The organism is Kitasatospora sp. NBC_01287 (assembly GCF_026340565.1).
Classification (GTDB): domain Bacteria; phylum Actinomycetota; class Actinomycetes; order Streptomycetales; family Streptomycetaceae; genus Kitasatospora.
In genome coordinates, this window is sequence record NZ_JAPEPB010000002.1 from 621,401 (window position 1) to 648,283 (window position 26,883).

21 protein-coding genes are annotated in these 26,883 nt (G+C 73.8%); 8 read left to right on the forward strand and 13 right to left on the reverse strand.

What is annotated here, in order from left to right:
- Positions 1-68: 68 nt before the first annotated feature.
- Both OG455_RS39765 and OG455_RS39770 read right to left on the reverse strand, forming a co-directional pair.
- Entirely contained in the window at positions 69-914 is an 846-nt protein-coding gene (locus OG455_RS39765) for a ferritin-like domain-containing protein (protein ID WP_266301641.1), read from the reverse strand.
- On the reverse strand, positions 911-1,465 hold the full coding sequence (locus OG455_RS39770) for a ferritin-like domain-containing protein (RefSeq protein ID WP_266301642.1): 555 nt from the start codon (positions 1,463-1,465) through the stop codon (positions 911-913). Before OG455_RS39770 ends, OG455_RS39765 begins: the two co-directional genes overlap by 4 nt.
- On the opposite strand from OG455_RS39770, the gene OG455_RS39775 reads away from it, so the two are divergent.
- Positions 1,464-1,763 (forward strand): hypothetical protein, encoded by a 300-nt coding sequence (locus tag OG455_RS39775; protein WP_266301643.1) that lies wholly within the window; start codon positions 1,464-1,466, stop codon positions 1,761-1,763. The genes OG455_RS39770 and OG455_RS39775 overlap by 2 nt on opposite strands.
- A gap of 584 nt (positions 1,764-2,347) precedes the next feature.
- Here OG455_RS39775 and OG455_RS39780 read toward each other — a convergent pair.
- From OG455_RS39780 to OG455_RS39805, 6 genes are all read right to left on the reverse strand, one after another.
- Complete coding sequence (locus OG455_RS39780) at positions 2,348-4,129, reverse strand: IucA/IucC family siderophore biosynthesis protein (RefSeq protein ID WP_266301644.1); 1,782 nt, start codon at positions 4,127-4,129, stop codon at positions 2,348-2,350.
- A complete protein-coding gene (locus OG455_RS39785) occupies positions 4,126-4,716 on the reverse strand; it encodes a GNAT family N-acetyltransferase (RefSeq protein WP_266301846.1) in 591 nt (196 codons plus the stop codon). Before OG455_RS39785 ends, OG455_RS39780 begins: the two co-directional genes overlap by 4 nt.
- A 140-nt stretch (positions 4,717-4,856) precedes the next feature.
- On the reverse strand, positions 4,857-6,149 hold the full coding sequence (locus OG455_RS39790; RefSeq protein WP_266301645.1) for a lysine N(6)-hydroxylase/L-ornithine N(5)-oxygenase family protein: 1,293 nt from the start codon (positions 6,147-6,149) through the stop codon (positions 4,857-4,859).
- A 104-nt stretch (positions 6,150-6,253) separates the two neighbouring features.
- Positions 6,254-7,828 carry an aspartate aminotransferase family protein gene (locus OG455_RS39795; protein WP_266301646.1) on the reverse strand — a complete coding sequence of 525 codons (1,575 nt, stop codon included), beginning with the start codon at positions 7,826-7,828 and terminating at the stop codon, positions 6,254-6,256.
- Positions 7,829-7,972: 144 nt separating this feature from the next.
- A complete protein-coding gene (locus tag OG455_RS39800; RefSeq protein ID WP_266301847.1) occupies positions 7,973-8,848 on the reverse strand; it encodes a siderophore-interacting protein in 876 nt (291 codons plus the stop codon).
- Positions 8,849-8,931: 83 nt separating this feature from the next.
- Positions 8,932-9,990 (reverse strand): ABC transporter substrate-binding protein, encoded by a 1,059-nt coding sequence (locus OG455_RS39805; protein WP_266301647.1) that lies wholly within the window; start codon positions 9,988-9,990, stop codon positions 8,932-8,934.
- 377 nt (positions 9,991-10,367) lie between these two features.
- Here OG455_RS39805 and OG455_RS39810 point away from each other — a divergent pair, with 377 nt between their 5' ends.
- From OG455_RS39810 to OG455_RS39835, 6 genes are all read left to right on the forward strand, one after another.
- A complete protein-coding gene (locus OG455_RS39810; protein ID WP_266301848.1) occupies positions 10,368-11,345 on the forward strand; it encodes an iron ABC transporter permease in 978 nt (325 codons plus the stop codon).
- Positions 11,342-12,370 carry an iron chelate uptake ABC transporter family permease subunit gene (locus OG455_RS39815; RefSeq protein ID WP_266301648.1) on the forward strand — a complete coding sequence of 343 codons (1,029 nt, stop codon included), beginning with the start codon at positions 11,342-11,344 and terminating at the stop codon, positions 12,368-12,370. The genes OG455_RS39810 and OG455_RS39815 overlap by 4 nt, the downstream gene beginning before the upstream one ends.
- A 44-nt stretch (positions 12,371-12,414) precedes the next feature.
- Complete coding sequence (locus OG455_RS39820; RefSeq protein ID WP_266301649.1) at positions 12,415-13,287, forward strand: ABC transporter ATP-binding protein; 873 nt, start codon at positions 12,415-12,417, stop codon at positions 13,285-13,287.
- Positions 13,284-15,359: a penicillin acylase family protein gene (locus OG455_RS39825; RefSeq protein ID WP_266301650.1), complete on the forward strand. Its 2,076-nt coding sequence runs from the start codon at positions 13,284-13,286 to the stop codon at positions 15,357-15,359. The genes OG455_RS39820 and OG455_RS39825 overlap by 4 nt, the downstream gene beginning before the upstream one ends.
- Positions 15,356-15,985: a GNAT family N-acetyltransferase gene (locus OG455_RS39830; RefSeq protein ID WP_266301651.1), complete on the forward strand. Its 630-nt coding sequence runs from the start codon at positions 15,356-15,358 to the stop codon at positions 15,983-15,985. The genes OG455_RS39825 and OG455_RS39830 overlap by 4 nt, the downstream gene beginning before the upstream one ends.
- Positions 15,986-16,267: 282 nt before the next feature.
- The gene (locus tag OG455_RS39835; RefSeq protein WP_266301652.1) at positions 16,268-16,912 is read left to right on the forward strand and encodes a hypothetical protein; all 645 of its coding nucleotides are present in this window, start codon (positions 16,268-16,270) and stop codon (positions 16,910-16,912) included.
- Between the two features lie 316 nt (positions 16,913-17,228).
- Here OG455_RS39835 and OG455_RS39840 read toward each other — a convergent pair whose 3' ends face one another.
- Entirely contained in the window at positions 17,229-18,101 is an 873-nt protein-coding gene (locus OG455_RS39840; RefSeq protein WP_266301653.1) for an SIS domain-containing protein, read from the reverse strand.
- A gap of 239 nt (positions 18,102-18,340) precedes the next feature.
- Complete coding sequence (locus OG455_RS39845; RefSeq protein ID WP_266301654.1) at positions 18,341-20,920, reverse strand: RICIN domain-containing protein; 2,580 nt, start codon at positions 20,918-20,920, stop codon at positions 18,341-18,343.
- Between the two features lie 189 nt (positions 20,921-21,109).
- Here OG455_RS39845 and OG455_RS39850 point away from each other — a divergent pair, with 189 nt between their 5' ends.
- Positions 21,110-22,114, forward strand: coding sequence for a LacI family DNA-binding transcriptional regulator (locus OG455_RS39850; RefSeq protein WP_266301655.1), 1,005 nt, complete (start codon positions 21,110-21,112; stop codon positions 22,112-22,114).
- 268 nt (positions 22,115-22,382) lie between these two features.
- On the opposite strand, the gene galK is transcribed toward OG455_RS39850, so the two are convergent.
- From galK to OG455_RS39865, 3 genes are all read right to left on the reverse strand, one after another.
- Positions 22,383-23,531 carry a galactokinase gene (gene galK / locus OG455_RS39855; RefSeq protein WP_266301656.1) on the reverse strand — a complete coding sequence of 383 codons (1,149 nt, stop codon included), beginning with the start codon at positions 23,529-23,531 and terminating at the stop codon, positions 22,383-22,385.
- A complete protein-coding gene (gene galT, locus OG455_RS39860) occupies positions 23,528-24,619 on the reverse strand; it encodes a galactose-1-phosphate uridylyltransferase (RefSeq protein ID WP_266301657.1) in 1,092 nt (363 codons plus the stop codon). The genes galK and galT overlap by 4 nt, the downstream gene beginning before the upstream one ends.
- Positions 24,620-24,685: 66 nt before the next feature.
- Positions 24,686-26,851, reverse strand: a complete 2,166-nt coding sequence (locus OG455_RS39865; protein WP_266301658.1) for a hypothetical protein — start codon at positions 26,849-26,851, stop codon at positions 24,686-24,688.
- Positions 26,852-26,883 lie beyond the last annotated feature (32 nt).

The window sequence follows — 26,883 nt, forward strand, 5'->3', positions numbered from 1 at the left end:
GGCGGCCCGAGGGGGCCGGTCCCGACGCCGGCTCCGCCGGGGTGCTGCGTGGACGCTTCGAGGGTGGGTCAGACGGTCAGCAGGCTGGGGCTGGCGGCCTTGTCCGTGGGCAGGAACGCGTCCGGGACGGGGTACTGGCCGAGCACGTAGTTGAGGATCGCCGCGTGCATGGCCTCCACCGGGGCGATGGTGGCGGCGGTGGCGATCCCACCCGGGCTGGTGACGCTGTAGGTCGCCACCAGGTAGGTCTGCGCGGCCTGGTCCTCCAGCTGCAGGGCCAGCTTGGCCACCGTGGTCACATCGGTCGCGGCGGCCAGCGCGGACGTGACCTGGGCCTGGTTGGAGAGCGGCACACCGGTGATGGCCGGCTTGCCGGCCCCGGTCAGCACCGCGTTCCAGGCCTTCGCGTGGTCGGCGTGCTGGGCCATCGCGGTGGTGACGAAGTTCGCCACCGCCGGCGGCACGGTGCCGAGCTTGCCGGCCTTCGCCGCGTCCAGGGTGGCCTGGTAGGCCCCCACCGCCTGGTTCTCCAGCGCGGTGGCCAGCGCGACGAGCTGCAGGTCGCCGGTGTACTGGCCCGACGCGGAGCCCGAGGCCATCGCGGCGGCGCCGGTGACGCCTGCGCCTGCCCCGCCGGGAGCCGACGGGGCCCCGGCCGCACCGGACTTGCCGCCGCTGGAGCAGGCCGCCAGCGCCAGCGCCGCCGCCGCGCCACCGGCGCCCAGCAGGAAGCCGCGGCGCCCCGGGTGCGCCGGCCGCTCGCCGCCGCGGGAGCGGATCTCCTCGGCCAGCTCCAGCCCGGCGGCCCGCATCACGGGCAGCGTCTCCTCGTGCGCCGCGGTCATCTCCCTGGTGAGGGAGGACAGTTCACGCTCACTGATCGGCAGCTCCCAGCCGCCCTTCGACGCGGTCACTGCTCGGCCCCTTCGCTGATCGGCGAGGCGTTCTTGGTCGGGTAGAACGTGTCCGGGATGCCCACGCTGCCGGCGACCGCCGGGAGCTTGCCCGGGTCCACCGGGATGGTGACGAGATTGGCCGCGTTGGCCGCGAGCAGGGCCTGGACCGCCAGCAGCACCGAGCGGTGCTGCGCCTCCACCGGCGCCACCGAGGCGAAGAGCTGGCGCAGCTGCGCGTCGCTCACCTGGCTGACGTTCGCGGTGTAGGTCTGGGCCGCCACGTCCTCCAGGGTGAGCGCCAGCGCGACCACGTCCGCCGGGGTCTTGATGGTGGGCAGCGCCTGGTCGACGATCGCCTTGTACTTCGGGTCGGGGTTGTTCTGCGGCTGACCGCCGGACTGCACGGCGGCGGCGTTGAACGCCTTCAGGTGCGCCTGGTGCTGGGTGGTGGTGGTCGTGATGAAGGTCTGCACCGTCTTGTTGCCGTTCTGGATGAACGGCAGCCCGGCCGCGGTCTGGTAGACGCTCACGGCCAGGGTCTCGATCGACGCCGCGGTCTGCAGCGCCATGATGTCGTTCGCCGTCGACGGCGACTCGGAACCGGAGGCCGACGCCGAGCCGGACGCCGAGCCGGAACTGGACGCCGAGGCGGAGCCCGACGCGGAGGCCGAACCCGAGGCGGAGCCCGACGCCGAGGCGGTGCCCGAGGCGGAGCCCGACGCCGAGGCGGAGGCCGAGGGGCTGCCGGAGGCCGCCCACGCCCGCGAACTCCCCAGCAACGTGGCCATGCCCGCCATGCCCGCCATGCCCGCCAGCGCGCCACCGCGCCGCCACCAGCGCGCCTGCGGCTCGACGCTCTCCGCGTAGTCCGCCAGCGCCGCGTGCGTGATCCGCATCGCGTCGCTGTTCAGGTCCTGCGACTGCTCGGTCAGTTCTTCGAGCAATCGGGTGTCGATGTGCTCTCGGCCCATCGCTCCCCATCTCTTCAGGCGCCCGCTCGATCACGGGCTCGTCTGGGCAACCTTGGGGCTCCAGGGCACGACCGGGCTGCCAACATGACCCTCGCGCCGTAGGAGTTCACCCGCACGAGTGGCCGATTGCCGCTGCCAGAACGGCAGATGGCGCACCGCGGGACGCCCTCAGGCGGCGCCCGGCGGTCATAGTGTGACCGTATGACAGCGATGAACGGCGCGACACCGGACGAGCCGGCGCCCGACGAGACCCCGCCCACCAGGCCCGCACCGCGCGAGCCGCTGGCCGGCGGGATGGCGAACGCGGGCGGGGTCTTCCGTCGGGGCTCACTGGTGCACCGGCCGGCATCGCCAAACGCCGCGGGCCTGTCCGACGCGAATTGTCAGACACGGCCTAGTCCCGTCCTTCGTCGCCCGGCGGGTGGCCGGGGGCGACGTGGTCTACCGCGAGTCGACCGCCGCGCGCGGCGCGCGGCGCCGTCACGGGGCCGTGGGCGCGAACGGCGCGATCGGGTTCACCAGGTCGCCGACCAGCTGCAGCGCCGCCGAGGGGTCGGCCAGGTCCACCATCTGCCGGTTGTCGCGCAGTTGCAGCCGGTTCAGGCAGGAGAGCGGGAAGCGCTCGGCGAAGGGGTCGAAGCGCTCGAACTTCTCGGCCAGCTGCGGCACCCGGGCCCGGTAGTCGATGACGCACCGCGCCACCGTGCGCCAGAAGTCGTCCTGCGCCAGGGCACCGGCCTCGTCCAGGGTGGCGGCCAGGTAGCGGAAGAAGCAGTCGAAGACGTCGGTGAAGATCGACAGCAGCTTCATCCGGTCCGGGACGTCGGCCCGCACCCGCTGGACCAGCGGCGGCAACGCGGCCTGCGGGTCCATCACCACGATCTCCTCGGCGATGTCCTTGAAGATCGCGCGCCGCACGGTCCCCGCCTCGTCCAGCACCAGGATGACGTTCTCGCCGTGCGGCATGAAGGCCAGGTCGTAGGCGTAGAAGCTGTGCAGCAGCGGGGTGAGGTAGGCGTCCAGGTAGCGGCGCAGCCACTCGGTGGGGGCCAGCCCGGAGCGCTCGATCAGCGCGGCGGCCAGCGACTGCCCGGCCCGGTCGGTGTGCAGCAGCGCGGCCATGGTGGCCAGCCGCTCGCCGGGCGCCAGCGAGGGCACCGGGCTCTCCCGCCAGAGCGCGGCCAGCATCTTGCGGTAGGGCGAGTACCGGTCGGTGGCGGCCTCGTACTGCCGGTGGCGGTAGCCGATCGCGGCGTGCTCGCGGATGATCGAGAGCCCGGTGCCGCGCAGCAGCGGGTCGCCGGCGATCAACCGGGCCAGCCAGTCGTTGATCGCGGGGGTGGCCTCCATGTAGGCGGCGGAGAGGCCGCGCATGAAGCCCATGTTGAGCACCGAGATGGCGGTCTTGACGTAGTGCTTGGCCGGATCGCTGGTGTTGAAGAAGGTCCGGATCGACTGCTGCGCCAGGTAGGAGTCCGCGCCCTCGCCGAGGAGGACCAGGCGGCGCTCGGCCAGTTCACCGGCGAAGGTGACCGAGAGCTTGTTGAACCACTGCCAGGGGTGCACCGGGAAGAGGTGGTAGTCGGCCGGGTCCAGGCCCAGGTCGGCCAGCGCGGCGTCGAACCGGGCCCGCTCGGCCGCGCTCAGCTCCTGCTCGATCAGGCGCTGGTAGTCCACGTCGGCGCAGCTGGTGAAGGTCGAGTGGGCGCGCTGCGCGGCCAGCCAGACCAGGTGGACCGGGCTGGCCGCCTCGGGCGCGTAGCAGTGGTACTCGTCGCCGCCGAAGCCGATCCGGCCGTTGTTGGCGACGAAGCCGGGGTGGCCCTCCGTCATGCCGGTCTCGATCGCCTGGAAGTCGGCCTTGGCCAGCTCGGTGGCGCTGACCTCGGGCTTGTCCAGTTTGTAGGCGCTGCCGGCCAGGGTGGAGCTGATCTCCTCCAGGTAGACCGGCAGCACCTGCTCGGACAGGCCCAGCGTCTGCCGCAGTTCGAGGACGAAGTCAACGGCGTCCAGCGGGAGTTCGCGCCCGTCGCGGTACCGGGTGATGGAGTCGGCGGGGATCTGCCAGTGGTCCAGGCGCAGCAGCCGGGCGGTGAAGCGGTACTCCACGGCGCCGTCGTCGCCGCGCACCGCGTAGTTGTCGGAACCGAGCGACTCGGGTGTCAGCAGCCGCTCGTGGGCGAACTCGGCGAGCGCCTTGCGGACCAGCAGCCGGTTGGCCGCGGCCCAGGTGTCGGGCCTCAGGTGGGCGACGGGGTTCACGCGGCGGCTCCTCGGGTGGCGGCGGCGAACTGCTCGCGGGTGCAGAAGCTGAGCAGGGCCTCCTTCTCGGGCTTGCTGATCGGGCCGACCGGCTCGAAGCCGACGGCGGCGTTCAGCGCGTGCACGGCGGTGTTGCGGACGTCCGGCTCGACCACCACCCGGCGCACGGCCGGGTCGTCCAGCAGGAAGGCCATCACGGTGGTGATCACCACCCGGGTGAAGCCGTGCACGGGGGCGTCGGTGGGCGCGCAGAGGAAGTGCATGCCGATGTCGCCCGGCTCGGGCGGGTAGAGGCCGACCAGCTCGACGTGCGCCGGGTCGTAGCGCTCCACCAGGAAGGCCGGCTGCCCCTCCGCCAGGCCGATGAAGGCGTCGTGGTGCGGGTGTTCGAGGATCGCCCGGTACTCGGCGGCCACCTCGACCACCGAGCGGCCCTGCATCATCCAGAACGGCGCCTTGGGGTGGGTGACCCAGGAGTGCAGCAGTTCGGCGTCCTCGGCCAGGTCGAGCGGGCGAACGGCGAACTGCCCCAGGCGCGGGTCGGTGCGGGAGAACAGGACGGTGCTGCGGTGCTGCGGGGTGCTCATGGGGGTGCTCATGGGGGTGCTCGTCGGGGTGCTCATGCGGAGGCTCTCGTGTTGCTCGGCGCTGGGGTGGGGCTCGGGCGGCACGGGGTCGGTCACGGGGTCGGTCACGCGGCCGGTCACGGGGTCGGTCACGCGGTCGGTCACGCGACGACGCCCTCCGGCGCGCCGAACTCCTGGAAGGCGATGGCCTTCTCGATCGGGTAGACCTCGCGGCCGGTCAGCTCGCGGATGATCCAGGCATTGCGGTAGGGGCCCATACCGAGGTCGGGCGAGGTGATGCTGTGGGTGTGGGTGCCGCCGTTCTGCAGGAAGATGCCGCGCCCGGTGCTGTCGATGCTGTAGTTGCGGGCCAGGTCGAAGCGGCCGTGGCCGTCCCGGCGGATCCGGTCCAGCACCGGCGCCAGGAAGTCCGGCGTGCGGTACCGGTAGCCGGTGGCGAGCACCAGGCCCTCGGTGCGCAGCTCGAAGTCGCGCTGCTGCTCGGCGTGGTGCAGCCCGAGTGTGTAGCCGCCCGCCGTCTCGTCCCAGCGAGCCGTACTCAGCGCGGAGTTGGTGAACAGTCGGGTCGACACCTGGCCCTTGACGCTCTGCTGGTACAGCAGGTCGTAGATGCTGTTGACCAGGTCCGCGTCGATGCCCTTGAAGAGGCCCTTCTGCTGCGCCTCCAGCCGGTAGCGGGTCTCCTCGGGCAGCGCGTGGAAGTAGTCGACGTACTCCGGCGAGGTCATCTCCAGGGTGAGCTTGGTGTACTCCAGCGGGAAGAAGCGCGGCGAGCGGGTGACCCAGTTGAGCCGGTAGCCGTGTGCCGGGGCGTCGGCCAGCAGGTCGTAGTAGATCTCGGCCGCGCTCTGGCCGCTGCCGACCACGGTGACGCTCTGCTTGGCCTGCAGGCGCGCCTTGCTCTCCAGGTAGCCGGAGTTGTGCACCAGGTCGCCGCCCAGCCCCCGGCAGGCCTCGGGCAGGTGGGGCGGGGTGCCGGTACCGAGCACCAGGTGCCGGGCCCGGTGCCGCACCGTCTCGCCGCCGACCGTGGCGGTCACCGTGTAGAGGGCGTCCCCCTCGTCGTACTCCACCAGGCGGACCTGGTGGCCGAAGCGGATGCTGCCCAGCTTGCCTGCGGCCCAGCGGCAGTACTCGTTGTACTCGCCGCGCACCGGGTAGAAACTCTCGCGGATGTAGAACGGGTAGAGGCGGCCCGACTCCTTGAGGTAGTTGAGGAAGGAGTACGGCGAGGTCGGGTCGGCGAGCGTGACCAGGTCGGCCATGAACGGGGTCTGCAGGGTGGCGAAGTCCAGCAGCATCCCGGGGTGCCAGTCGAACTCGGGCTTGCTCTCCAGGAAGAGGCCGTCGAGCTCCTCGATCGGCGCGGTCAGGCAGGCCAGGCCCAGGTTGTACGGGCCGAGCCCGATCGCGATGAAGTCGTGGGTGGACATGCGGGTCTCCCGTGGCAGGTCGAACGGAGGAAGGGGAGCGGCGGGGCGGGGCGGGGCGGGGCGAACGCGCGGGAGGCGCTGCAGTCAGCCGCGGTCAGCCGCGGTCAGCCGCGGTCGCGCGACAGCCCGGCGGCGGGCCGCGACCCCGCGAGGTGGCGCTCGGCGTGGCCGGCGAGCAGGTCGAGCACGTGCGCGATGTCGGCGAGCGTGGTCTCCGGGTTGAGCAGGGTGAACTTGAGGTAGTGCCGGCCGTCCACCTTGGTCCCGGCCACCACCGCCTCACCGGAGGCGGCCAGCGCCTCGCGGGCGTGCAGGTTGGCGGCGTCGGCCAGTTCGCGCCCGGGCCCGGCCGGGGGCAGGTAGCGGAAGACCACGGTGGAGAGCTGCGAGCGGGTGACCACCTCGAAACGCGGGTCGGCGGTCAGCAGGTCGTGCGCGGCGGCGGCACGGTCCACCACCTCGTCGAAGAGCGCGCCGACCGCGTCCGCGCCCATCACGCGCAGGGTGAGCCAGAGCTTGAGGGCGTCGAAGCGGCGGGTGGTCTGGATCGACTTGTCGACCTGGTTGGGGATCCGCTGCTCGACCATCCGGGCCGGGTTGAGGTAGTCCGCGTAGTAGGTGGCATGCCGCAGCAGCACGCTGTCGCGGACGATCAGGGCACTCGAACTGACCGGCTGGAAGAACGACTTGTGGTAGTCGACAGTGACCGACCAGGCCCGCTCGATGCCGTCGAGCAGCTCGCGGCGGGTGGGCGAGACCAGCAGGCCGCAGCCGTAGGCGGCGTCCACGTGCAGCCAGACGCCCTCCCGCTCGCAGAGGTCGGCGATCGACGGCAGCGGGTCGATCGAGCCGAAGTCGGTGGTGCCGGCGGTCGCCACCACGGCCATCACCAGCAGGCCCTCGCGGCGGCAGCGCGCCAACTCGGCCGCCAGCGCCCGCGGTCGCATCCGGCGCTGCCGGTCGGTCGCCACCGTGATCACCGCGTCCGGTCCCAGACCCAGCATCTTGGCGGACTTCTGCACGCTGAAATGTCCGGCCTGGGAGGCGATGACGCGCAGCCTGGGCAGCAACTCTTCGCGTGCGGACGGCTGTTCGGTGCCTTCACCGGCGGCAGCGGCGGCCAGCACCTCCTCCCTGGCCAGCAGCAGGGCCTGGAAGTTGGACTGGCTGCCGCCGCTGGTGAAGACGCCGTCGGCGTCCACCCCGAAGCCGATCCGGCCGGCCGTCCAGTCGACCAGCCGGCGCTCGATCAGCGTGGCGCCCGCGCTCTGGTCCCAGGTGTCCAGCGAGGAGTTGACGGCACTGAGCACCGCTTCGCCGAGCAGCGCCGGGATGACGACCGGGCAGTTGAGGTGGGCCAGGTAGCGCGGGTGGTGGAAGTAGACCGCGTCGCGCAGGTAGACCTCCTCCAGCTCGTCCAGCGCGGCGCCCGCCTCGCCCAGCGGGCGGTCCAGGTCGATCCCGGAGATCTCCGGTGACAGCCGCTGCGGGGTGATCCCGCTGAACGGCCGCGCGGTGCGGGCGACCCGGCCGGCCACCCGGTCGATGCCGTCGGCCAGCGAGCTGCGGTACTCGGCCAGCGTGCGGTCGTTGAACAAGTGCCTTCTGGCACCGTTCGGGGCGGTCGCGGTGCGGGTCGGCGTCGAAAGGGTCTCGACAGCAGGTCCTTGAAGGCTCATGGCCAGTCCTCGGCAGTCACGGGGGCGGGTCGAAAGTAAGGTTAGCCTATCCTAACTTTGTCGAAAAGTGATCGAAGGCCCGCCCCGAGCTGGGACAGGCCTTCGAATGATGGTGCTGACGGGCCGAGTTGACCGGAAGCCGGATTACGTGGCGTCAGTTCCGGCCGACGCCTGCGCGCGCAGCTGCTCCTCGGACGCGCCGCGACGCCAGTAGCCGGAGAACTCCACCCTCCGGCGGTCGAAGCCGCGCTCCCCCACCAGGTGCCGGCGCAGCGCCCGGACCAGCCCTGACTCACCCGCGAGCCAGGCGTACGGCACCCCCGGCGGCAGCTCGGCGGCCCGGATCGCCGCCAGCGCCCCCTGCGGCTGCCGCGCCTGGGACGAGCCGTCAGCGCCGCGCACCAACCAGCTGACCTCCAACTCCCCCGGGTTCCGCAGCTGCTGGATGTCATGCGGGTGCGGCACCTCGATCCAGGCCTTCACCCGGGTGCCGGCCGGCAGCCAGTCCAGGATCCCGCCGACCGCCGGCAGCGCCGTCTCGTCCGCCGCGATCAGCACCCAGTCGCTCTCCGGCGGCGGGCGGAAGCCGACGCTGCGGTTGTCCGCCACCGCCGGGCCGAGCAGCACCACCCGGTCGCCCGGCGCGGCCTGCGCGGCCCATCGGGAGGCCGGCCCCGCCGCGCCCGGCGGATCGTCGGGGCCGGTGCCGTGCAGTGCGAAGTCCACGTCCACCTCCGCGCGTTCGCGCCGCTGCGCGCGCACGGTGTAGGAACGCAGCACGGCCCGCTGCTCGGCGGGCAGTGCCCGCCAACCCTCGAACCAGGCCGGGCCCGCCTCGATCGGCAGCAGCGGGGCGTCCTGGCCCGGGTGCGGCAGGAAGAGCGAGAAGCTCTGGTCGCGCCCACCGGAGGAGAAGTGGGCCAACTGCTCGCCGCCGAAGGTGATCCGGGTCAGCGTTGGGCCGAGCCTGCGGCTGCGCACCACCCGCGCCTCGAAGAAGCGGAACTGTCCGGCGATCAGCGCCCGGCTCCCGGCGTCCGCATCGGTGGCGGTGGTTGCGGCAGTGGCGGTAGCGGCGGCAGTGGCGGTAGCGGCGGCGGTGCTCAACTGACCTTCTTGGCCGACCGGATGGCCTTGGCCAGGCCCTCCAGCAGCGGTGCGGCACCGGCGTAGGAGAACCGCGGCACCGAGCTCCACGGGGTGATCTGACCGGCCTTCACCGCCGGCAGCTGCCCCCAGGCGGGCTTGCCCGCCAGGTCCTTCGGCTGCAGCGAGGTGCTCCGGTCGTCCAGCAGGATCACGTCCGCCGGGTACTTGTTCGCGTTCTCCCAGCTGAGGCCCTCGTAGTAGCCGCCGGCGTCCAGCTTGGTCGGCACCACGAAGTCGACGCCGAGTTGGGCGAAGTACATCAGGTCGGTGCTGATCTGCGGGTTGGAGACGTAGAACAGGTCCGGACTGCCGGACCCGGCCAGCACCTTGATGCCGCCGGTCGCCTTGGCCGCCTGCCGCACGCTCTCGGCGGCGGCCTCGAAGCGGGCCTTGGCGTCGGTGACCTTCTTGGCGCCCAGGTCGGCGCCGAGCGACTCGGCCAGCTTCGCGTAGTGCTCGATCGGCTGGGTCATCGGCACCCGCGCCACGGTGATCGCGGCCACCGCCGGGTTGACCTGGAGGATCTTGTCCTTGCTCTCGTCCGGCACGTACCAGAAGGCGCCCGGGTCGTACATGTGGGTCACCAGCAGGTCCGGGCGCAGCGCCGCGTACTTCTCGATGTCGAACTCGCCGTAGGCGTTGCCGATGACCGTCACCTTGTCGACGTTCAGGTCGCCGGCCTGCGGGTCGGCCTTGCCGTCCGCGGTCCTGGTCTCGCCGAACACCCCGACGATCTGCTGGTCCAGCCCGAAGTCGACCAGCGCGGCGGCCGTGCCGGTGAAGGCGACGATCCGCGAGGGGGTGCTCGGCGCGGTGAGCGTCCTGGGTTGGTCGTCGGTGAAGGACCAGGGCCCCTTCTTCGGCACGGCGGACGAACCGGCGCCGGCCGCGCCGCCCTTCGAACCATCGCCACCGCCGCTGCCGCAGGCGGCCAGCAGGGCGCCCAGGGCGGTGGCTCCGCCCGCGGCGAGCAGGCCGCGACGGGAGAGCTGGCTGGCGCTTCTGGAGTTCATGGGTGTTTCTCTTTCGCAGCGGGAAGCGGGGAAGGACTTCGGAGGGCCGGGGGTGCACGGGGGTGCGCAGGAGCGCACGGGGGTGCGCAGGGAGGCACGAGAGGCACGGGAGGCACGGTGACGCATGGGGAACGACCCGGGCCCGGCGGCCTCCGACGGAAGATAGGTTAACCTAACCTAAGTTCCTGTCCAGAGGGGCCATCAGCTCCTCTCACCAGCCTCGGAGCCCTGCCGTGCCTGTCACCAAGTCACCCCAGGTTCAAGGCGCTTCCTCGGGTGGCCGACCGGTCGGCGTCGCCGGCCGGCGGTCCGGCGAGGAGGGGCCGGCGACCGGTCCCGAACCTCCCGGCCACCGCTCGAAGGGCGCCCGCACCACGCTGCGGGCCGCCGGACTGCCGCTCGCCGCACTGCTCCTGCTCGCCGTGCTGGCGCTGAGCATCGGCGTGGGCTCCCGGGCGATGTCACTCGGTGAGGTCTGGCACGGCCTGCTCGACCCCACCTCGCCGAACTACGCGGTGGTGCACCGGATGCGCCTGCCGCGCACCCTGCTCGGCCTGCTGGTCGGCACCGCGCTCGGCCTGGCCGGCGGCCTCATGCAGGCGCTGACCCGCAATCCGCTGGCCGACCCCGGCCTGCTGGGGATCAACGCCGGCGCCTCGGCCGCCGTGGTCACCGCCGCCTCGCTGCTGGGCGTGGCCACCTTCGACGGCTACGTCTGGTTCGCGCTGGCCGGCACCGCGATCGTCTCGGTGCTGGTCCACGCGGTCGGCGGCGGGCGCGGGGCCACCCCGGCCCGGCTCGCGCTGGCCGGCTCGGCGCTCAACGCCACGCTCTACTCCTACGTCAGCGCGGTGATGCTGCTCGACACCAGCTCGCTGGAGAAGATGCGGTTCTGGACCGTCGGCTCGCTGGCCGACGCGCGGCCCGAGACGGTGGTCAAGGTGCTGCCGTTCATCGGCGCGGGGCTGCTGCTGGCGCTGGCGCTGGCCCGCCCGCTGAACGTCCTCGCGCTCGGCGACGACGCGGCCAGGGCACTCGGCGCCAGGCCCGAACTGGTGCGCGGCGCCGCGATCCTGGCGGTCACCCTGCTCTGCGGCGCGGCCACCGCGGCCTGCGGACCGATCGTCTTCGTCGGCCTGATGGTCCCGCACCTGGTGCGCGCGCTGACCGGTCCCGACCTGCGCTGGCTGCTGCCGTACTGCGCGCTGCTCGCACCCGTGCTGCTGCTCGGCTCCGACGTGCTGGGCCGCCTGCTCGGCCGACCGGGCGAGCTGCAGGTGGGTGTGGTCACCGCGGTGCTCGGCGGCCCGTTCTTCCTCTACTTCGCCCGCCGCGGAAAGGTGGCCCGGGTATGAGCACGATCCGCCTCGGGGACCGCTGGTCCCTGCGCTACAGTCCGCGCGCGCTGGCCGCCGGCACCGGCTGCGCGCTGCTCGCCCTGCTGGTCAGCGTGCTCAGCCTGGGCAGCGGGGAGTACCCGATCAGCCCGGCCGACGTGCTGCGCACCCTGGCCGGCGGCGGCTCCCCCGCCGAGGACCTCATCGTCAACCAGCTGCGGCTGCCCCGGGTGGTCACCGCGCTGCTGGTCGGCGCCGCGCTGGCGCTGGCCGGCGCGCTCTTCCAGTCGCTGGTGCGCAACCCGCTCGGCAGCCCGGACGTGCTCGGCTTCACCCAGGGCGCGGCGACCGGCGCGCTGCTGGTCGTGGTGGCCGGCGGCAGCAGCCTGGCGCTGGCCACCGGCGCGGTCATCGGCGGGGTGGCGACCGGCGCGGGGGTCTGCGCGCTGGCCTGGCGCGGCGGCCTGCACAGCGGGCGGCTGATCCTGATCGGCATCGGCACCGCGGCGATCCTCACCGGCGTCAACGGCTACCTGCTGACCCGCACCAAGCTGCTCGACGCGGCCCGCGCGGTGCTCTGGCTGACCGGCAGTCTGGACGGCCGCGGCTGGGGGGATGCCGTGCCGCTGCTCGTCGCGCTCGGCGTGCTGGGCCCGCTGGTGCTGCTCGGCTGCGGGCGGGCGCTGCGGATGCTGGAGCTGGGCGACGACACCGCCGCCGGGCTCGGGGTGCGGGTCGAGCCGCTGCGGCTGGGCCTGCTGGCCGCCGCCGTGCTGCTCGCCTCGCTCGCGGCGGCCGCCGCCGGGCCGGTCTCCTTCGTCGCGCTGATCGCCCCGCAGCTGGCCCGCCGGCTCACCCGCTCCCCCGGCCCCAACCTGCTCGCCGCGCTCTGCACCGGCGCCGCCCTGCTGGTCAGCGCCGACTGGGCGGCCCAGCGGCTGATCAGCGGCCACCAGCTGCCGGTGGGCGTGGTGACCGGTGTGCTCGGCGGCGGCTACCTGGTCCGGCTGCTGGCCACCGAGCGGCGGGCGGGCCGGATATGAGCGGCGCCCCCCATGATCGTCCCGTACAGCGGAGAGAGGCACACATGAGCACGGACGGAGCGCGGCTGCTCGGCCGCGGGCTCACCCTCGCGTACGAGCGGCGCACGATCGCCGAGGACCTCACCGTCGCCATCCCCGACCGGTCCTTCACGGTGATCGTCGGCCCCAACGCGTGCGGCAAGTCGACCCTGCTGCGCGCGCTCTCCCGCACCCTGGAGCCCGCCGCCGGCACCGTGCTGCTGGACGGCCAGGACATCGCCTCGCTGCCCGCCAAGCAGGTGGCCCGCGCCCTGGGCCTGCTGCCGCAGTCCTCCATCGCCCCCGACGGCATCACCGTCGGCGAGCTGGTGGGCCGCGGCCGCTACCCGCACCAGGGGCTGCTGCGCCAGTGGTCACCGCAGGACGAGCGGGTGGTGCAGGAGTCGATGGCTGCCACCGGGGTCGCCGAGCTGGCCGACCGGGTGGTCGACGAGCTCTCCGGCGGCCAGCGCCAGCGGGTCTGGATCGCGATGGCGCTGGCCCAGCAGACCCCGTTGCTGCTGCTGGACGAGCCGACCACCTACCTGGACATCGCGCACCAGATGGAGGTCCTCGACCTCTGCGCCCAGCTGCACGAGGAGCAGGGGCGCACCCTGGTCGCCGTGCTGCACGACCTCAACCAGGCGGCGCGGTACGCCACCCACCTGATCGCGATGCGCGGCGGGCGGGTGCTGGCGGCGGGGGCGCCCGGCGACATCGTCACGACCGAACTGGTGCAGGAGGTCTTCCAGTTGGCCTGCCAGGTGATCGAGGACCCGGAGACCGGCACCCCGCTGGTGGTCCCGGCGGCCCGCCGCGCCCGTCCCCGGTCGGGTGCCGGGGACGCGGCGACCGCGCCCGCCGGGAGCGCCGGGCCGGCCGAGGTGGGCCGGCCATGACCATCGAGGTCTTCCGCGACGACTGGGGCATCCCCCACCTGCGGGCCGGCGACCCGCTCGAACTCGCCCGCGCCCAGGGGCAGAACGCCGCCACCGACCGGGCCTGGCAGCTGGAGGTCGAGCGGCACCGGGCGCAGGGCACCTCGGCCGCCTTCCTCGGACCCGAGCACCTGGACTGGGACCGCTTCGCCCGCCAGGCCCGCCTCGCCGACACCGCCCGGCGCTGCTTCGAGCGGCTGGACGCGGAGACCGCCGCGTGGGTCCGCGCGTACGTCGCGGGGGTCAATCGCGGCTTGCGCGAACGGGCCTACCAGGCACCGGAGTTCGCCGCCACCGGGCTCACCCCCGGGAACTGGGAGCCGTGGACCCCGCTGGCCCTGTGGCTCTCCCACCACATCCTCTTCGCCGGCTTCCCGGCGAAGCTGTGGCGCGAGCGGGTGGCGGAGTTGCTCGGCGAGGAGGCGATCGGCCTGTTCGCCACCGACGGGCCCGCCACCTCCGGCAGCAACGGCTGGCTGGTGGCCCCCGCGCGCACCGCCACCGGCGCCGCGCTGATCGCCGGTGACCCGCACCGGTTCATCGAGGAACCGGGGATCTACCAGCAGATCCACCTGGCCTGCCCCGAGTTCGACGTGGTCGGGCTGGCGGTCCCCGGCGTCCCCGGCATCGCCCACTTCGGCCACACCGGCGGCGTCGCCTGGGCGATCACCAACGCGATGGCGGACTACCAGGACCTCTACCAGGAGCGGCTGCGCCGCACCGCGGGCGGCGTCGAGGCGCTCGGCCCGGACGGCTGGCGAGCGGCCGCCGCGCACACCGAGACCATCGAGGTCGCCGGTGCCGAGCCGGTCACCGTCGAGATCGTCGAGACCGAACGCGGCACGGTGGTGATCGGCGGCCCCGACGGCCCCGAGGAGGCGGTGAGCCTGCGCTGCCCGCCACGGGTGCGCGCGGAGTCGGGTTTCCAGGCGCTGCCCGCGCTGCTGCGGGCCAGGACCGTCGCGGACGTGGACGCGGCCTTCGACCACTGGGCCGAACCGGTCAACGTGGTGCAGGCCGCCGACACCGCGGGCGGGCTGCTGCACCGGGTGGCCGGCGCCGTGCCGCTGCGCCACCCGCGCAACCGGCTCCGGCTGGTGCCCGGTTGGGAGCCCGGTCACGACTGGCAGGGCTGGCACCACCCGCTGCCGCGCGCCGAGGTCGAGGACTTCGCGGTGATGGCCAACCAGCGCGGCCTGGCCGCGGCGCTGGGCGTCGAGTTCGCCGCGCCGCACCGGGCCGAGCGGATCACCGAGTTGCTGGCCGGCTCCACCGGGTGGACCGGCGCGCGGATGACCGCCGTGCACACCGACACCTACCTCGCCTCCGCCGCCCCGCTGCTCGACCTGCTGGCGAACCTGCCCGCGCTGAGCCCCGCCGCCGACCGGCTGCGCGCCCAACTGCTGGGCTGGGACCGGCGGATGGCGGCGGGCTCGGTCGCCGCCGCCCGCTTCGCGGCGCTGCGCTCGGCGGTGGTGCGCCGCCTCGCCGCCGCCCCGGCGCTGGCCGCGCTGGCCGAACCGCACGGCCACCCCGCGCTCTTCGCGCCCTGGCTCTCGCTCACCGCGCGGATCGGCTTCGCCCTCGAACACCTGCTGGGCGCCGACCTGCTGCCGGGCACCGACCCGGCCACGCTGGTCCGGGCCGCCGTCGAGCAGTTGGCCGGGGAGATCGCGGAGGCAGCGGCCGACGGGGCGGGCCCGGCGGCGACCTGGGGCGACACCCACCGGCTCGCCCCGTGGCAAGCGCTGCCCGAGGACGAGCCGCCGCACTGGCCCGGCCTGGCCGGCGACCACGACTGCGTCCTCGCCACCACCTGCCTGCCCGGCCTGACCGACCTCAGCGCCCGCGCCTCGGCCGCCCGCTACGTCTGGGACCTGGCCGACCGCGCGAACAGCGGCTGGGTGGTGCCCTTCGGCGCCTCCGGCCTGCCGGGCGACCCGCACCGCCGCGACCAGCTGCCGCGCTGGCTCGCCGGCGAGCTGCTCCCCGTGATCACCGACTGGAACAAGCTGAACAAGGAACGACCATGACGAACGATCAGCACACTCAGGCCGCCACCACCGAGGACGCATCCCCGGCCGGGCGCACCTTCGAGGCGGCCCTGCCCGGCTTCGGCACCGTCCGGATCCGCCCGCTGGACCCGGCGGGCGACGCCGCGACGGTGCACGGCTGGGTCGATCAGGAGTGGGCCCGGTTCTGGGGCATGGTCGGCCACAGCCGCGAACAGGTCAGGGACATCTACGCGTTCGTCGACTCGCTGCCCAGCCACCACGCCTACCTGGCCCTGCGCGACGACACCCCCGTCGCGCTCTTCCAGACCTACCGGCCCGAGCACGACCCGCTCGGCGAGCACTACCAGGTCGCCCCCGGCGACCTGGGCATCCACCTGCTGGTCGCCCCCACCGAGGGCAACCCGCGGCCCGGCTACACCGAGACCCTGGTCTCGGTCTTCCTCGCCTTCGTGCTGGCCGACCCGGCGGTGCGCCGCCTGGTCGCCGAGCCGGACGCCCGCAACGAGAAGTCGATCGCCCGCCTGCTGCGCACCGGCTTCGAACTCGGCCCGGAGATCCAGCTCCCCGAGAAGCGCGCCCGCCTGGTCTTCCTCACCCGGGAGGCCGGCGAAGCACTCCGCCACCGGGCCGCCGCGTCTCACTGATCCTTGTTGTCGATGCCCGCGTCGTCCTTGTCGCGGGACCGTACAAGGTGTCGAGCGGAGATCCGGTCGACCTCCACATCAACACCACCCGAGAGTGTGGGACGGTCCCGTCACTCCAGCCCGGCAAGTCCCTTGCGAGCCCCAAGTTCCTTGGGGCGTCGTTGCTTTCAACCGACCGCCAGTGTCATGCTTGCGTCAGCTCGCCCTCCGGTGAGCACCTGCGCCATCACTGCACGCCCGACCCGCGTACGCTTCCATCCGATCGGCGACAAGGACGTCATCATGCGCAGCAGAATCCCCGGCCTCGGAGCCCTCGCGCTCCCCGCAGCCATCATTGCCGGCGTGTGCGGCCTGGCCACCGCCGCCCCGGCGCAGGCCGAGGCCGCGGCGAACGCCGCCTCCTCGACCCCGGGGCACGTGGCGACGAACCAGACGGCGCCGCTCCGGATCGAGGCGACCGGCCCGAACCTGCTGACCGCAGGGTCCTTCGAGCAGAGCACCGCCGGCTGGCAGCGACTGGTCCCCTCGGGCGGGATCGTCAACTGGGCCAACTACAACACCGCGGCCGGCGCCCCGGCGCCGGCCCATGACGGCACCGGGTACCTGGCCTTCAACACCAACACCGCCGGCGGCTCCGTCTTCCAGGACGTGCCGGTCACCCTCGGCACCGGCGGGGTGTACGAGGCTTCGGTGTGGCTCTCCTCGCAGTCCGGCTCCGCGAGCGGCACCTTCTGCCTCTGGAGCCTGGGCAGCAGCAACACCGACCTCTGCAGCGCCTACAACGTCGACTCCGCGACCGGCTACCAGAACTACGTGCTGGTCTTCGGCGTGCCGCAGCAGACCGGCGCGCTGCGGTTCCAGGTCTACCCGACGGCGAACGGCGGGACCACCGACATGGACACCGCGAGCCTGAACCGGATCGGCTGACCCGTCGAGCGGCCGTGGCGCACCGCGCCACGGCCGCTCCTGGTACGGCTGACCATTGGATCTCTTTGTTGATCTTGGTTTTGCCCTGCGGTGTTGTAGGTGGGGTGGGACGGTCAGTGGGTCCTTCGGGCCGGCGTTCTCCTGTTTGCACGCGTGTCCTGAACGCGTGTCCTGAACGCGTGTCCTGAACGCGTGTCCTGAACGCGTGTCCTGAACGCGTGTCCTGAACGCGTGTCCTGAACGCGTGTCCTGAACGCGTCCGAGCTGCTGACGCGCTCAGGACGCGGTCAGGGCGCGGTCAGCGGTCAGCACGCGGTCACGGCCCGCCCAGCACGATCGAGCGAGTCAGGTTGCGCGGCTGGTCCGGGTCGAGCGCGCAGCCCTTGGCCAGCTCCACCGCCAGCCGCTGAGCGCGGATCAGGTCGGCGAGCGGGTCCAGTGAGCTGACCGAAGTGCGCGCGCCGGTGTCCAGCACCTGGTCGAGCAGGCCGATCGGCGGCGGCCCGAAGAACCAGACCAGGCTCTCCGGGCCGCTGACGCTGATCGGGCCGTGCCGGTACTCCATCGCCGGGTAGGACTCGGCCCACCAGCCCGAGGCCTCGCGGAGCTTGAGCGCGGCCTCGTTGGCCAGGCCCACGGTCCAGCCGGTGCCGAGGAAGGTGACCTGGGTGGCCGCCGTGGCCCGCTCGGGCAGCGGCTCGGCGAGCGCCTGTTCGGCCTGCGCGGGCAGGTCCGCGGGGACCAGGCCCAGGTGGCCCCGGAGCAGCGCCAGGGCGCTGGTGGCGAAGCGGGTCTGCACCACCGACTTCTCGTCGGCGAACCCCAGGTCGACCACGGTGCCGGCGGCCGCGCTGATCGGGGTGGCCGGGTCGCCGGTGACCGCGACGGTCGGTGTGCCCCCGGCGCGCTCCAGCGCGGTGAGCACCTCGGTCGTGGTACCGGAGCGGGTGATCGCCAGCACCCGGTCGTAGCGGCGGGCGGCGGGGAACTCGGAGGCCGCGAAGGCGTCGGTCTCGCCGAGCCCCGCGTGCTCGCGCAGCGCCGCGTAGGCCTGGGCGATGTAGAGCGAGGTGCCGCAGCCGACGACGGCCACCCGCTCACCGCGCTGCGGCAGCCCGGCGGGGCTGGTCTCCAACGCACGGCGCCAGCACTCGGGCTGACTCGCGATCTCCCGCTCGACATGGCTCATGACGGCCCCTCCCGGTGCGCGCTTCTGCACAAATGTGCGTGAAACTGCTGCCTTTATAGCTTCCCGCATCAGGTTCGAGCAATACTGCCCTGCCTCCCGCTCCATCTGGAGCGGGCACCGCCGCACGGTCCCCGGCGGGCCCGGGGACCGTGGTCAGCCCGGGGACCAGGGTCAGCCCGGCACCGCCCGTCGCGCCGGGCGGAACCGTGGTCGGCCCGGCCCCGCCCGCCGCGCCGGGCTCAGCCGATGGTCCAGTGCTGCAGCGCCGCGCCCGCCGGCGCCTGCTGGGTCACCAGCGACCCGTCCGCGCTCGACGCGGTGGTGAGCAACAGACCGCTCTGCTCGGCGGCGAGGGTGTAGCTGCCGTCGGTCTGCCGGGTGAGCTGCCAGCTCTGGTTGGCGCTCCCCGTGCAGGTCCACTGGATCACCTGGGCCCCGGCGGCGGAGGAGCCGCCGCTGACGTCCGCGCAGAGCTGCGACTCGGTGTCGCGCAGCTGGTAGGAGCCGTCGGCCTGCCGGGTGAACTGCCAACTCTGGTTGGCGCCCCCGTTGGTGGTCCAGGTGATGAGCTGGGTGCCCGCCGTGCGGCTGTGGTTGGGGTCGTCGAGCGCCTTGCCGCCGATGGACAGGGTGTGGGCACCGGTGAGGCCGCCGGCCGCCTGGACGGTCCAGGCGAACGAGGTCGTGCCGGTGGCCGTCCCCGCCGTCGCGGTCACCGTCGCGCTCCCGGTGCCCGCGCTGGTCGGGGTGCCGGAGACCAGGCCGGTCGAGGAGTTGATCGACAGTCCGGCCGGCAACCCGGTGGCCTGGTAGCTCAGCGGCGAACCGGAGGAGGCGGTGGCGGACACCTGCAGCGAGGTCGCGGCGCCCTGCGTCCAGCTCTGCGCGCCGATCGCGCCGACCGAGACGGTGCCCGTCGCCGAGCCGACCGCGGTGAGGGTCAGCGTCTGCTGGGCCGCGGTGCGCGAGCCGCCGACGGCACTGCCGGTGCTGTCGGTCCAGTAGCGGGCGGGGGTGGTCTCGGCGAGTCGGCCCGCGGTCGAGGAGAGGCCGATCACCAGGCCGCTGTAGCGGTTGACCAGCCGGTAGTCGCCGGTCGGCGCGCCGGCGGCGGAGGCGCCGGGGACGATGAACCACTGCTGCCCCGCGCTGGGCCCGCCGGACCCGCTCGCGGTGGCGGTCGGCGCGGCGCCCCAGGCGCGGCCCGCGGTGGAGCTGGAGTCGACGCCCAGCAGCTGCCCGGTGGCGGCGTTGACGATCCGGTACGAGCCGTCCCCGTCGGCCGCGAACGCCCAGGCGGCCAGGGTCGAGCCGCTGCCCGCCGCCACCGAGGTGGTCGCCGGGCCACCGGAGACCTGGGCCAGTGCCAGGCCGTCGCCGCTGCTGATCCGGTAGGTCCTGGCCGGGTCCAGCGGCGGCGCGGCGGGCGCGGTCGAGTCCACCGTGACGTTGGCGTACTCGCCGTCCGAACTGGCGCAGGCGATCGCGCAGTACGAGCGGAAGGACTTGCCGATGATCGTCGAGCCGGTCCGGTTGACGCTGTCGACGAACCAGCGGTACCAGGAACCGGAGGTGTAGCCACCCGAGTCCCCCGCCAGGTACCACTTCTGCGAGGAGAGGTCGTCGGTCACGTAGAACTGCTGGGGCGCGGTGCCCGAGACCACCTCGGGCTCGCCGATGTACAGGCCCAGGTAGGCGTCGTAGGCGATGTTCATGATGAACAGGCTTGACTTGGAGGGCAGTTCGCCGGCCGCCACCTGCTGGTCCACCGAACCGGTGGTGGCCGGGCTGTAGTCGCCCGCGACCGGGGTCCAGCCGCTGGGCGCGGCCGCGGTGGCCGGCACCATGTTGCTCTCCAGGCCGCCCACCCCGGGCTGGGACCAGGTGCCGTCGTACCACTTGGACCAGGAGCCGGTCGCCATCTTCCCCGAGATCGGGGCGCGGGCGACGTGCGCGAGGCCGCCGGTGCTGCCGCCGGTACCGGCCTTGGGCACGATCCGCGAGCCGTAGTAGACGTAGAAGTAGCCCGAGGCCGTGTCCACGTAGAGCCGCGGGTCGCCGTCGCCGTAGTCGTAGGTCTGGTTCGGGAAGGCCGAGTTGTCGTTGCGGGTGGTGCTGTACGGCGAGGTGATGGCGTGGCCCTCGATGGTCCAGGTCCTGCCCTGGTTCGTGGACTGCGCGTAGTCGATCGAGTCGTAGTGCAGCCCGTCGCCGAACGGCTGCGGGGTGAACTCGTTGTGCACCAGGCCGTACCAGGTGCCGGTGTCCGGGTCGACCCAGACGCCCACCAGGTCGCAGTAGTTCGGCTGGGCGTAGCCCGAGCCCGACCCTGCCGAGGTCGCCTCCAGGCCGGTCGGGCTGTTGTCGCAGCGCCAGGTGGTGTCGGCGTTGCTGTCACTGGCGTTGGCGGGGTTCACCGCGTTGCTGATCGAGGTCGAGAGGGTGGCGTCGTCGAAGGTGCTGCCGGTGTAGAAGCTCCACTGCCGGGAGTCGGTCGCGCCGTAGAGCGAGTGGGACTCCTGGAAGTAGAAGGTGCCGTCCTTGTCGATGTAGGAGCCGGCCGGCGTGTCGTCGGCGTAGGGGTAGGAACCCGTCGAACCGACGGAGACGGTGTAGCCGGCGGACGACGGGATCGCGGGGGCCGCGAGGATCCTGGCGGATGCCGAGGCGGTGGGGGCCTCGGCGGACGCGGACGCCGCGGGGGCCTTGGCGGACGCCACGGCGCTGGGGGCCGCCAGGGCGCTGCCGAAGAGCGCCAGGGTCGCGGCGGCCACCGCGCCGACGAGCCTTCGTCGAGGGGTGGGGGCTGGAGTTGGCACAGGGACTCCTCCACATGCTGAGGGTCGGGTGATGGGTCGGAACGGTACGGCTCCTTTGACCGGTAAAACAAGACATCGGCGCGAGGCTTTTCCGCTCCGGCGCTCAGCGCCGGGCCTCCTCCTTGACAGCACATCAGGTCGGACCTACTGTGCGAGCAACTGTCTTTTGATCGGTAAAACGGGGGACCCATGGCGACGATGCAGGATGTTGCCGAACGCGCCGGCGTCACCAAGCAGACCGTCTCCAACGTGCTCAGCGGCCGGGTCCGGGTCCGCCCGGCGACCGCCGCCCGGGTCCGCGCGGCGATCGACGAACTGGAGTACACCCCCAACCTGGTGGCCAGGTCGTTGGCCACCGGCACCACCATGACGGTGGGCCTCTTCGTCCCCACCGTGGCCAGTTCCTTCTACTCGGAGGTGATCGAGGAGGTCGAGGACGTTCTCGACCGCAACGGCTACCACCTGATGCTCTGCACCACCCGACTGGACGGCGAACGCGCCCGGCGCCGGCTGGCCGGGCTCTCCAGCCGCTCGGTGGACGCGCTGCTGATCGCCGGCGACCGGGACCTGATCGACCATCTGCCGCTGCTCGCCGACGCCCGGTTCCCGGTGGTGCTCTGCGCCTGGGAGACCGAGGCGCCGGACCGCTTCCCCGTGGTCACCATCGACTACGAGCGCGCCGGCTACCTGGCCGGCCGCCACCTGCGCGAACTCGGTCACCAGCGCGTGGCCGTGCTGGCCAGCCCCGCCCACACCGCCCGGGTCGCCGGCTTCCGCCGTGCCTTCGCCGCCGACGGCCTCCCGCTGCCCGGCCACGCCGTCCACCTCGCCGCCGAGCCCACCCCCGAGGGCGGCTTCGCCGCCGCGAGCGCGGCGCTGGCCGCCGATCCCGGTCTGACCGCCCTCTTCGCCACCCACGACGTGCTCGCCCTCGGCGCCATGGAGGCCGCCAAGGTCGCCGGCCGCTCGATCCCGCACGACCTCTCGGTCATCGGCCACGACGACAACGCCGAGATCCGCCTCGCCCGCCCCGCCCTCACCACCGTGTCGATCCCCAAGCGCGAGATGGCCCGCCAGGCGGTCGAACTGCTGCTGCGCGCCATCACCAAGTCGGGCACCCCCGCCAACTCGGTCCAACTCCTGCGCCCGGAACTCATCGTCCGCGCCAGCACCGGCCCGGTCGCCGGGCGGTAGGGCGGGCCGGTCCGGGCCGGCCGTCCGGGGCCGTTCAACCAGGCGGTGAACGGCCCCGGACGCGGCGCAGCCCCGGGCGGGGGGGGTTGCCCGGGGCGCGTCGCCGCTGCCTGGCCCGGGGGGGGTGGGCCAGGTGCAGCCGAACGGCGTCTGCCCGGCCGGGGAAGCGGTAAACCACTCCCCCGGCGTGTTGTCGTCGCCCCGGCCACCGGGCCGCACGTCGGCCGATCCGCGGGTCAGCCGATCCGCACGTCGGCCGATCCGCGGGTCAGTCGATCCGCCGGGCTCCCGCCGACGGGGCGGCCGGGAAGATCCGCGGCAGCGCGTGGCCGGCCCGTCCGAAGGCGGCGGTCACGGCCGAGGCGACCACCGCCACGGCTCCGGCCTCGACCAGGGCGATCACCGAGCCGCCGAAGCCGCCGCCGGTGAGCCGGGCGCCGAGCGCGCCGGCGGCGAGGGCGGTGTCCGCCGCGAGGTCGGCCTGCGGGCAGGAGACCCGGTAGTCGTCGCGCAGCGAGGCGTGGCCCGCGGTGAGCACCGGGCCGAGGCCCGCCGGGTCCCCGGCGTCCAGCAGGGCGACGGCCTGCTCGACCCGGGCGTTCTCGGTGACCACGTGCCGGACCAGCGGGCGCAGTGCGCCGGGCAGGCGGGCCAGCGCGTCGGAGAGTCGGGCGAGCGGTAGGTCGCGCAGGGCGGGCAGGCCGAGCAGCCTGGCGGCGCGCTCGCAGCCGGCCCGGCGCCGCGCGTAGGCGCCGTCGGCGAGGTCGTGCGAGACCCGGGTGTCGAGCACCAGCAACCGCAGGCCGTGTGCCGCCAGGTCGAGCGGGACCTGGCGGTGGGTCATCGCGCGCAGGTCCAGGTGGAGCGCGTTGCCCTCGGTGCAGCACATCGCGGCCAGTTGGTCCATCGCCCCGCAGGGGACGCCGACGAAGTCGTTCTCGGCGCGCCGGGCCAGCAGCGCCCGCTCGGCGAGCGGCAGCGCGAGACCGTGCAGCTCGCTGAGCGCGGCGGCGACCGCGCACTCCAGGGCGGCCGAGGAGGAGAGGCCGGCCCCGGCGGGCACGTCGCTGTCGAGGTGGAGGTCCGCGCCGCCCACCGGGTGGCCGGCCTGGCGCAGCGCCCAGAGGACGGCGGCGGGGTAGGCGGCCCAGCCGGCCACCGCCCCGGGGGCGAGACCGGCCACCGCCACCTCGACGACCGGACCCGCGAACTGGGCGCTGCGCAGCCGCAGCAGCCCGTCCGCCCGGCGGCGCACGGCCACCTTCGCGGTCTGCGCCAGCGCGAGCGGGAGGGCGAAGCCGTCGTTGTAGTCGGTGTGTTCGCCGATCAGGTTGACCCGGCCCGGCGCGGCCCAGACCCCTTCGGGCCGCTCGCCGTAGCAGGCCGCGAACCGGGCGGCCGACTCCGCCGCGGTCAAGAGGCGAGCTCCCGCAGCCGCTCGGCGGCCGTCTCCGGGGCCACGTCGTTGACGAAGGCGTCCATCCCCGACTCCACGCCGGCCAGGTACTTGAGCTTGTCGGCGGCCCGCCGCACGGTGAACAGTTCGAGGTGCAGGGCCAGTTCCGCACCGCCCCGGGCGGGCGCCTGGTGCCAGGCTGCGATGTAGGGGGTCCCCGACGCCGAACCCGGCCCGAAGAGGCGGTCGAAGCGGCGCAGCAGCTCCAGGTAGAGGCCGGGGAACTCGGCCCGCTCGGGCTCCGTCAGTTCGGTCAGGTCGGCGACCCGGCGGTTGGGGTAGAGGTGCACCTCGTAGGGCCAGCGGGCGGCGAACGGCACGAACGCCGTCCAGTGCTCGCCCGCCAGCACCACCCGGACGGGGTCGGCGAGTTCACCGGCCAGCAGGTCCTCGAAGAGGTTGCGGCCGGTGCGGGCCCGGTGCCGGTCGGCCTCCTCGACCATCCGCGCCGTGCGCGGGGTGGTGAACGGGAAGGCGTAGATCTGGCCGTGCGGGTGCGCCAGGGTGACGCCGATCTCGGCGCCCCGGTTCTCGAAGCAGAAGACCTGCTCGACGCCGGGCAGCGCGGCGAGTTCGGCGGTCCGGTCGGTCCACGCGTCCAGCACCAGCCGCGCCCGGGCGGGCGTGAGGTCGGCGAAGGAGGCACCGTGCTCGGCCGTGAAGCAGACCACCTCGCAGCGGCCCACGCCCGCCCGCTCCGTACGCAACGGGCTGTCGCTGCCGGGGTGGTGGGCGTCCTCGCCGGGGGCGAGCGAGGGGAAGCGGTTCTCCAGGACCGCCACCTGGTAGTCGGGCTCCGGGATCTCGCTGGCGCGCCCGTCGGCCGACGGGCAGAGCGGGCACTCGTCGGCGGGCGGCCGGTAGGTCCTGCCCTGGCGGTGGGCCGCGATGGTGACCCAGGCGCCGGTGGTCGGGTCGCGGCGCACCGTGGAGAGGTGTGCCGCGGGCTCCAGCGGGCGCTGGTCGGTGGCGTTTCGGGGGCCGACCGCGTCCAGGTCGAAGTAGATGAGCTCTCGGCCGTCCGCGAGCTTGGCGATCGTCTTGGTCACGGCTTCTCTCTCGATAGGGGCCCGCGGGCCGCGCCGCGGCGCGGCCGGCCCACGGGTGCGGACAACTCAGCGCCAGTCGAGGACCAGCCAGCCGCGGTGCGGCAGGTCCTGGTCGAGCTCCAGCCGGTGGCCGGTCCTGGTGACCCGGGCTGCGGCGGGCTTGTCGAGCGGGGCCAGCAGGGTCGCCTCGGGATCGGCGGCGCCGGCCAGGCAGGCGGTGTCGGCACGCAGGTCCGTGACGGCGGGCAGGCCCGTCTCCGCGGGCCGGGCCCCCGGCAGGGCGACGCGCGGGCGGGCCGGGTCGGCGCTGCCGTTGGCGATGGCGAGGCGCCAGCCGTCCGCCGTGCGCGACAGGTGCGGGATCAGGTGCGGGCCGCCGGTGACCAGGGGCAGCGTGGGGCGGTCGCCCTCCAGGAAGCGCACCGTGGCGTGCAGCAGGCGCTGGCCGTCGTCGTCGTAGGGCAGCAGGTCGGGCGCGGTGGCGGCCAGCACGGCCACCCGGCCGCCGAGTCGGTTGCGGAAGACGCAGCGGCCCGCGCCCCACCGGTGCTGCTCCGGGGTGAGGATCTCGGTCCACTCCTCGGCCCCGGGGCGGGGCGCCAACCGGGCCAGGGCCGGCTGGTTGTTGATGCTGAGGTGGACGCCCGCCTCGATCCCCGCCGCGCCCACCCCGATCCCCGCCGCGCCCGGCACGGGCAGCACCCGTTCCAGCGCGTAGGGCCCGGGTGCCACCGGCTGCTCGCGGTCGACCACTTCGGCCACCTCGACCCCGAGCAGCTCGCCGAACCCCCGCTCGGTGAGCACCCGCGCCGCCGTGCCGTCCAGCAGCAGGCCGCCGGCCAGCATCGCCCGGATCTCGGTGTCGTCGAACGCCCGGGCGAGCTGGCCGAAGAGGACCCGCACCGGCGCGCCCCCGGCCGCGGTGACCGGCACGCCGTAACGCAGCAGGTAGTCGGCCGCGGCGCCCGGGTCGACGGCGAGTTCGGCGAATGCGGCGAGTTCGGCGAGTGCGGCGAGTGCGGCGAGTGCGGCCGGGTCACCACCGCCGGCGGCACCCCCGGCCGAGGGCCCGGGGCGGGTGCGTACGTGCGCGGCGGCGTCCTGACGCACCGCCAGCCCGACGCCGTGGGTGGCCGGTTCGCCCGCCTGCCGCTCGGCGATCAGATCGAGCGCGGGCCGCGAGCGCCGCAGCAGTTCGGCGACGGGTGCGAAGCGCTGGGCCCGACCCGACTGCATCGGATGGACGTTGAGGAACATCGCCGCCGATCCCGCCAGTTGGGCGGTGACCAGCTCCGACCAGGTCTGCGTGTCGGACTTCGACCAGGCGGTGTGCGGCCAGTTCTCGATCTCCGGCTCGCTGGGCACCCCGGCCGGCCGCAGTGCCCGCTGGACCTCCAGCATCCAGACCGAGAAGCTGAGTTCGCGCCCCGGGGCGTCACCGTAGCGGGCGAAGTGCGGACGGTGCGACACCCGCCCGTCGATGCTGAGCGCCGCGAAGAGGGCCGGCCAGTCGCGCCCCTCCACCGAGGCGACGCCCACCTCGGAGCTCATCAGGCCCAGCTGCGAGCGGCGCCCGGAGTGCGTCGCGACCGCCTCGGCGACCAGCGCGGCCACCTCCAACTGGGCGGTGCGCCAGACCTGCTGAAGCAGCGCGCGCCACGGGTGCGGCGGGCCGGGAGCGGTGATCGCGGCGACCACCTGCTCCCGGGTGACCGGCGCCCCGACCAGCCGCGCGAGCCGCTCCAGCATCGGCTCCTCGAAGCCGCCGCCCCAGGTCAGCGGCGCGTGGTTGTGGTAGCGGAAGTCGTCCTCCAGCCAGAGCACCCGGAAGCCCAGCGCGGCGAATCGGGCGTAGTGCGCGGTGAGCCAGGAGCGCCAGCGCGGGCAGGCGAAGGAGGCCTGGGTGGCGGCGACCTCACCGGCGGGACCGACCATCGGCGTGAAGCCGAGCCGGTCGACCCGGCCGCGGTCCGCGTGCCCGGCGGTCACCCAGGGGTTGAGGCTGACCTCCAGGCCGGCCGCGCGCAGCACCGCCGAGGCGGTGGCCGCCGTCTCGTAGAGGCGGTCCTCCGCCGCGCCGACCGGGTGGCCCGCGTAGAACTCCTCGGCACCGAGCAGCAGCACGACCTCGTCCACACCGGCCTCCCGGCAGAACTCGGCCAGTTCGGCGGCCTGCGCGGCGGCCTGTGGGGTGGGGTGGAGCTGGAACCGCAGGTGGTACCTGGCGGGCACGCGGGGCCTCCTCGACTGGTGCTGCCGGCGGT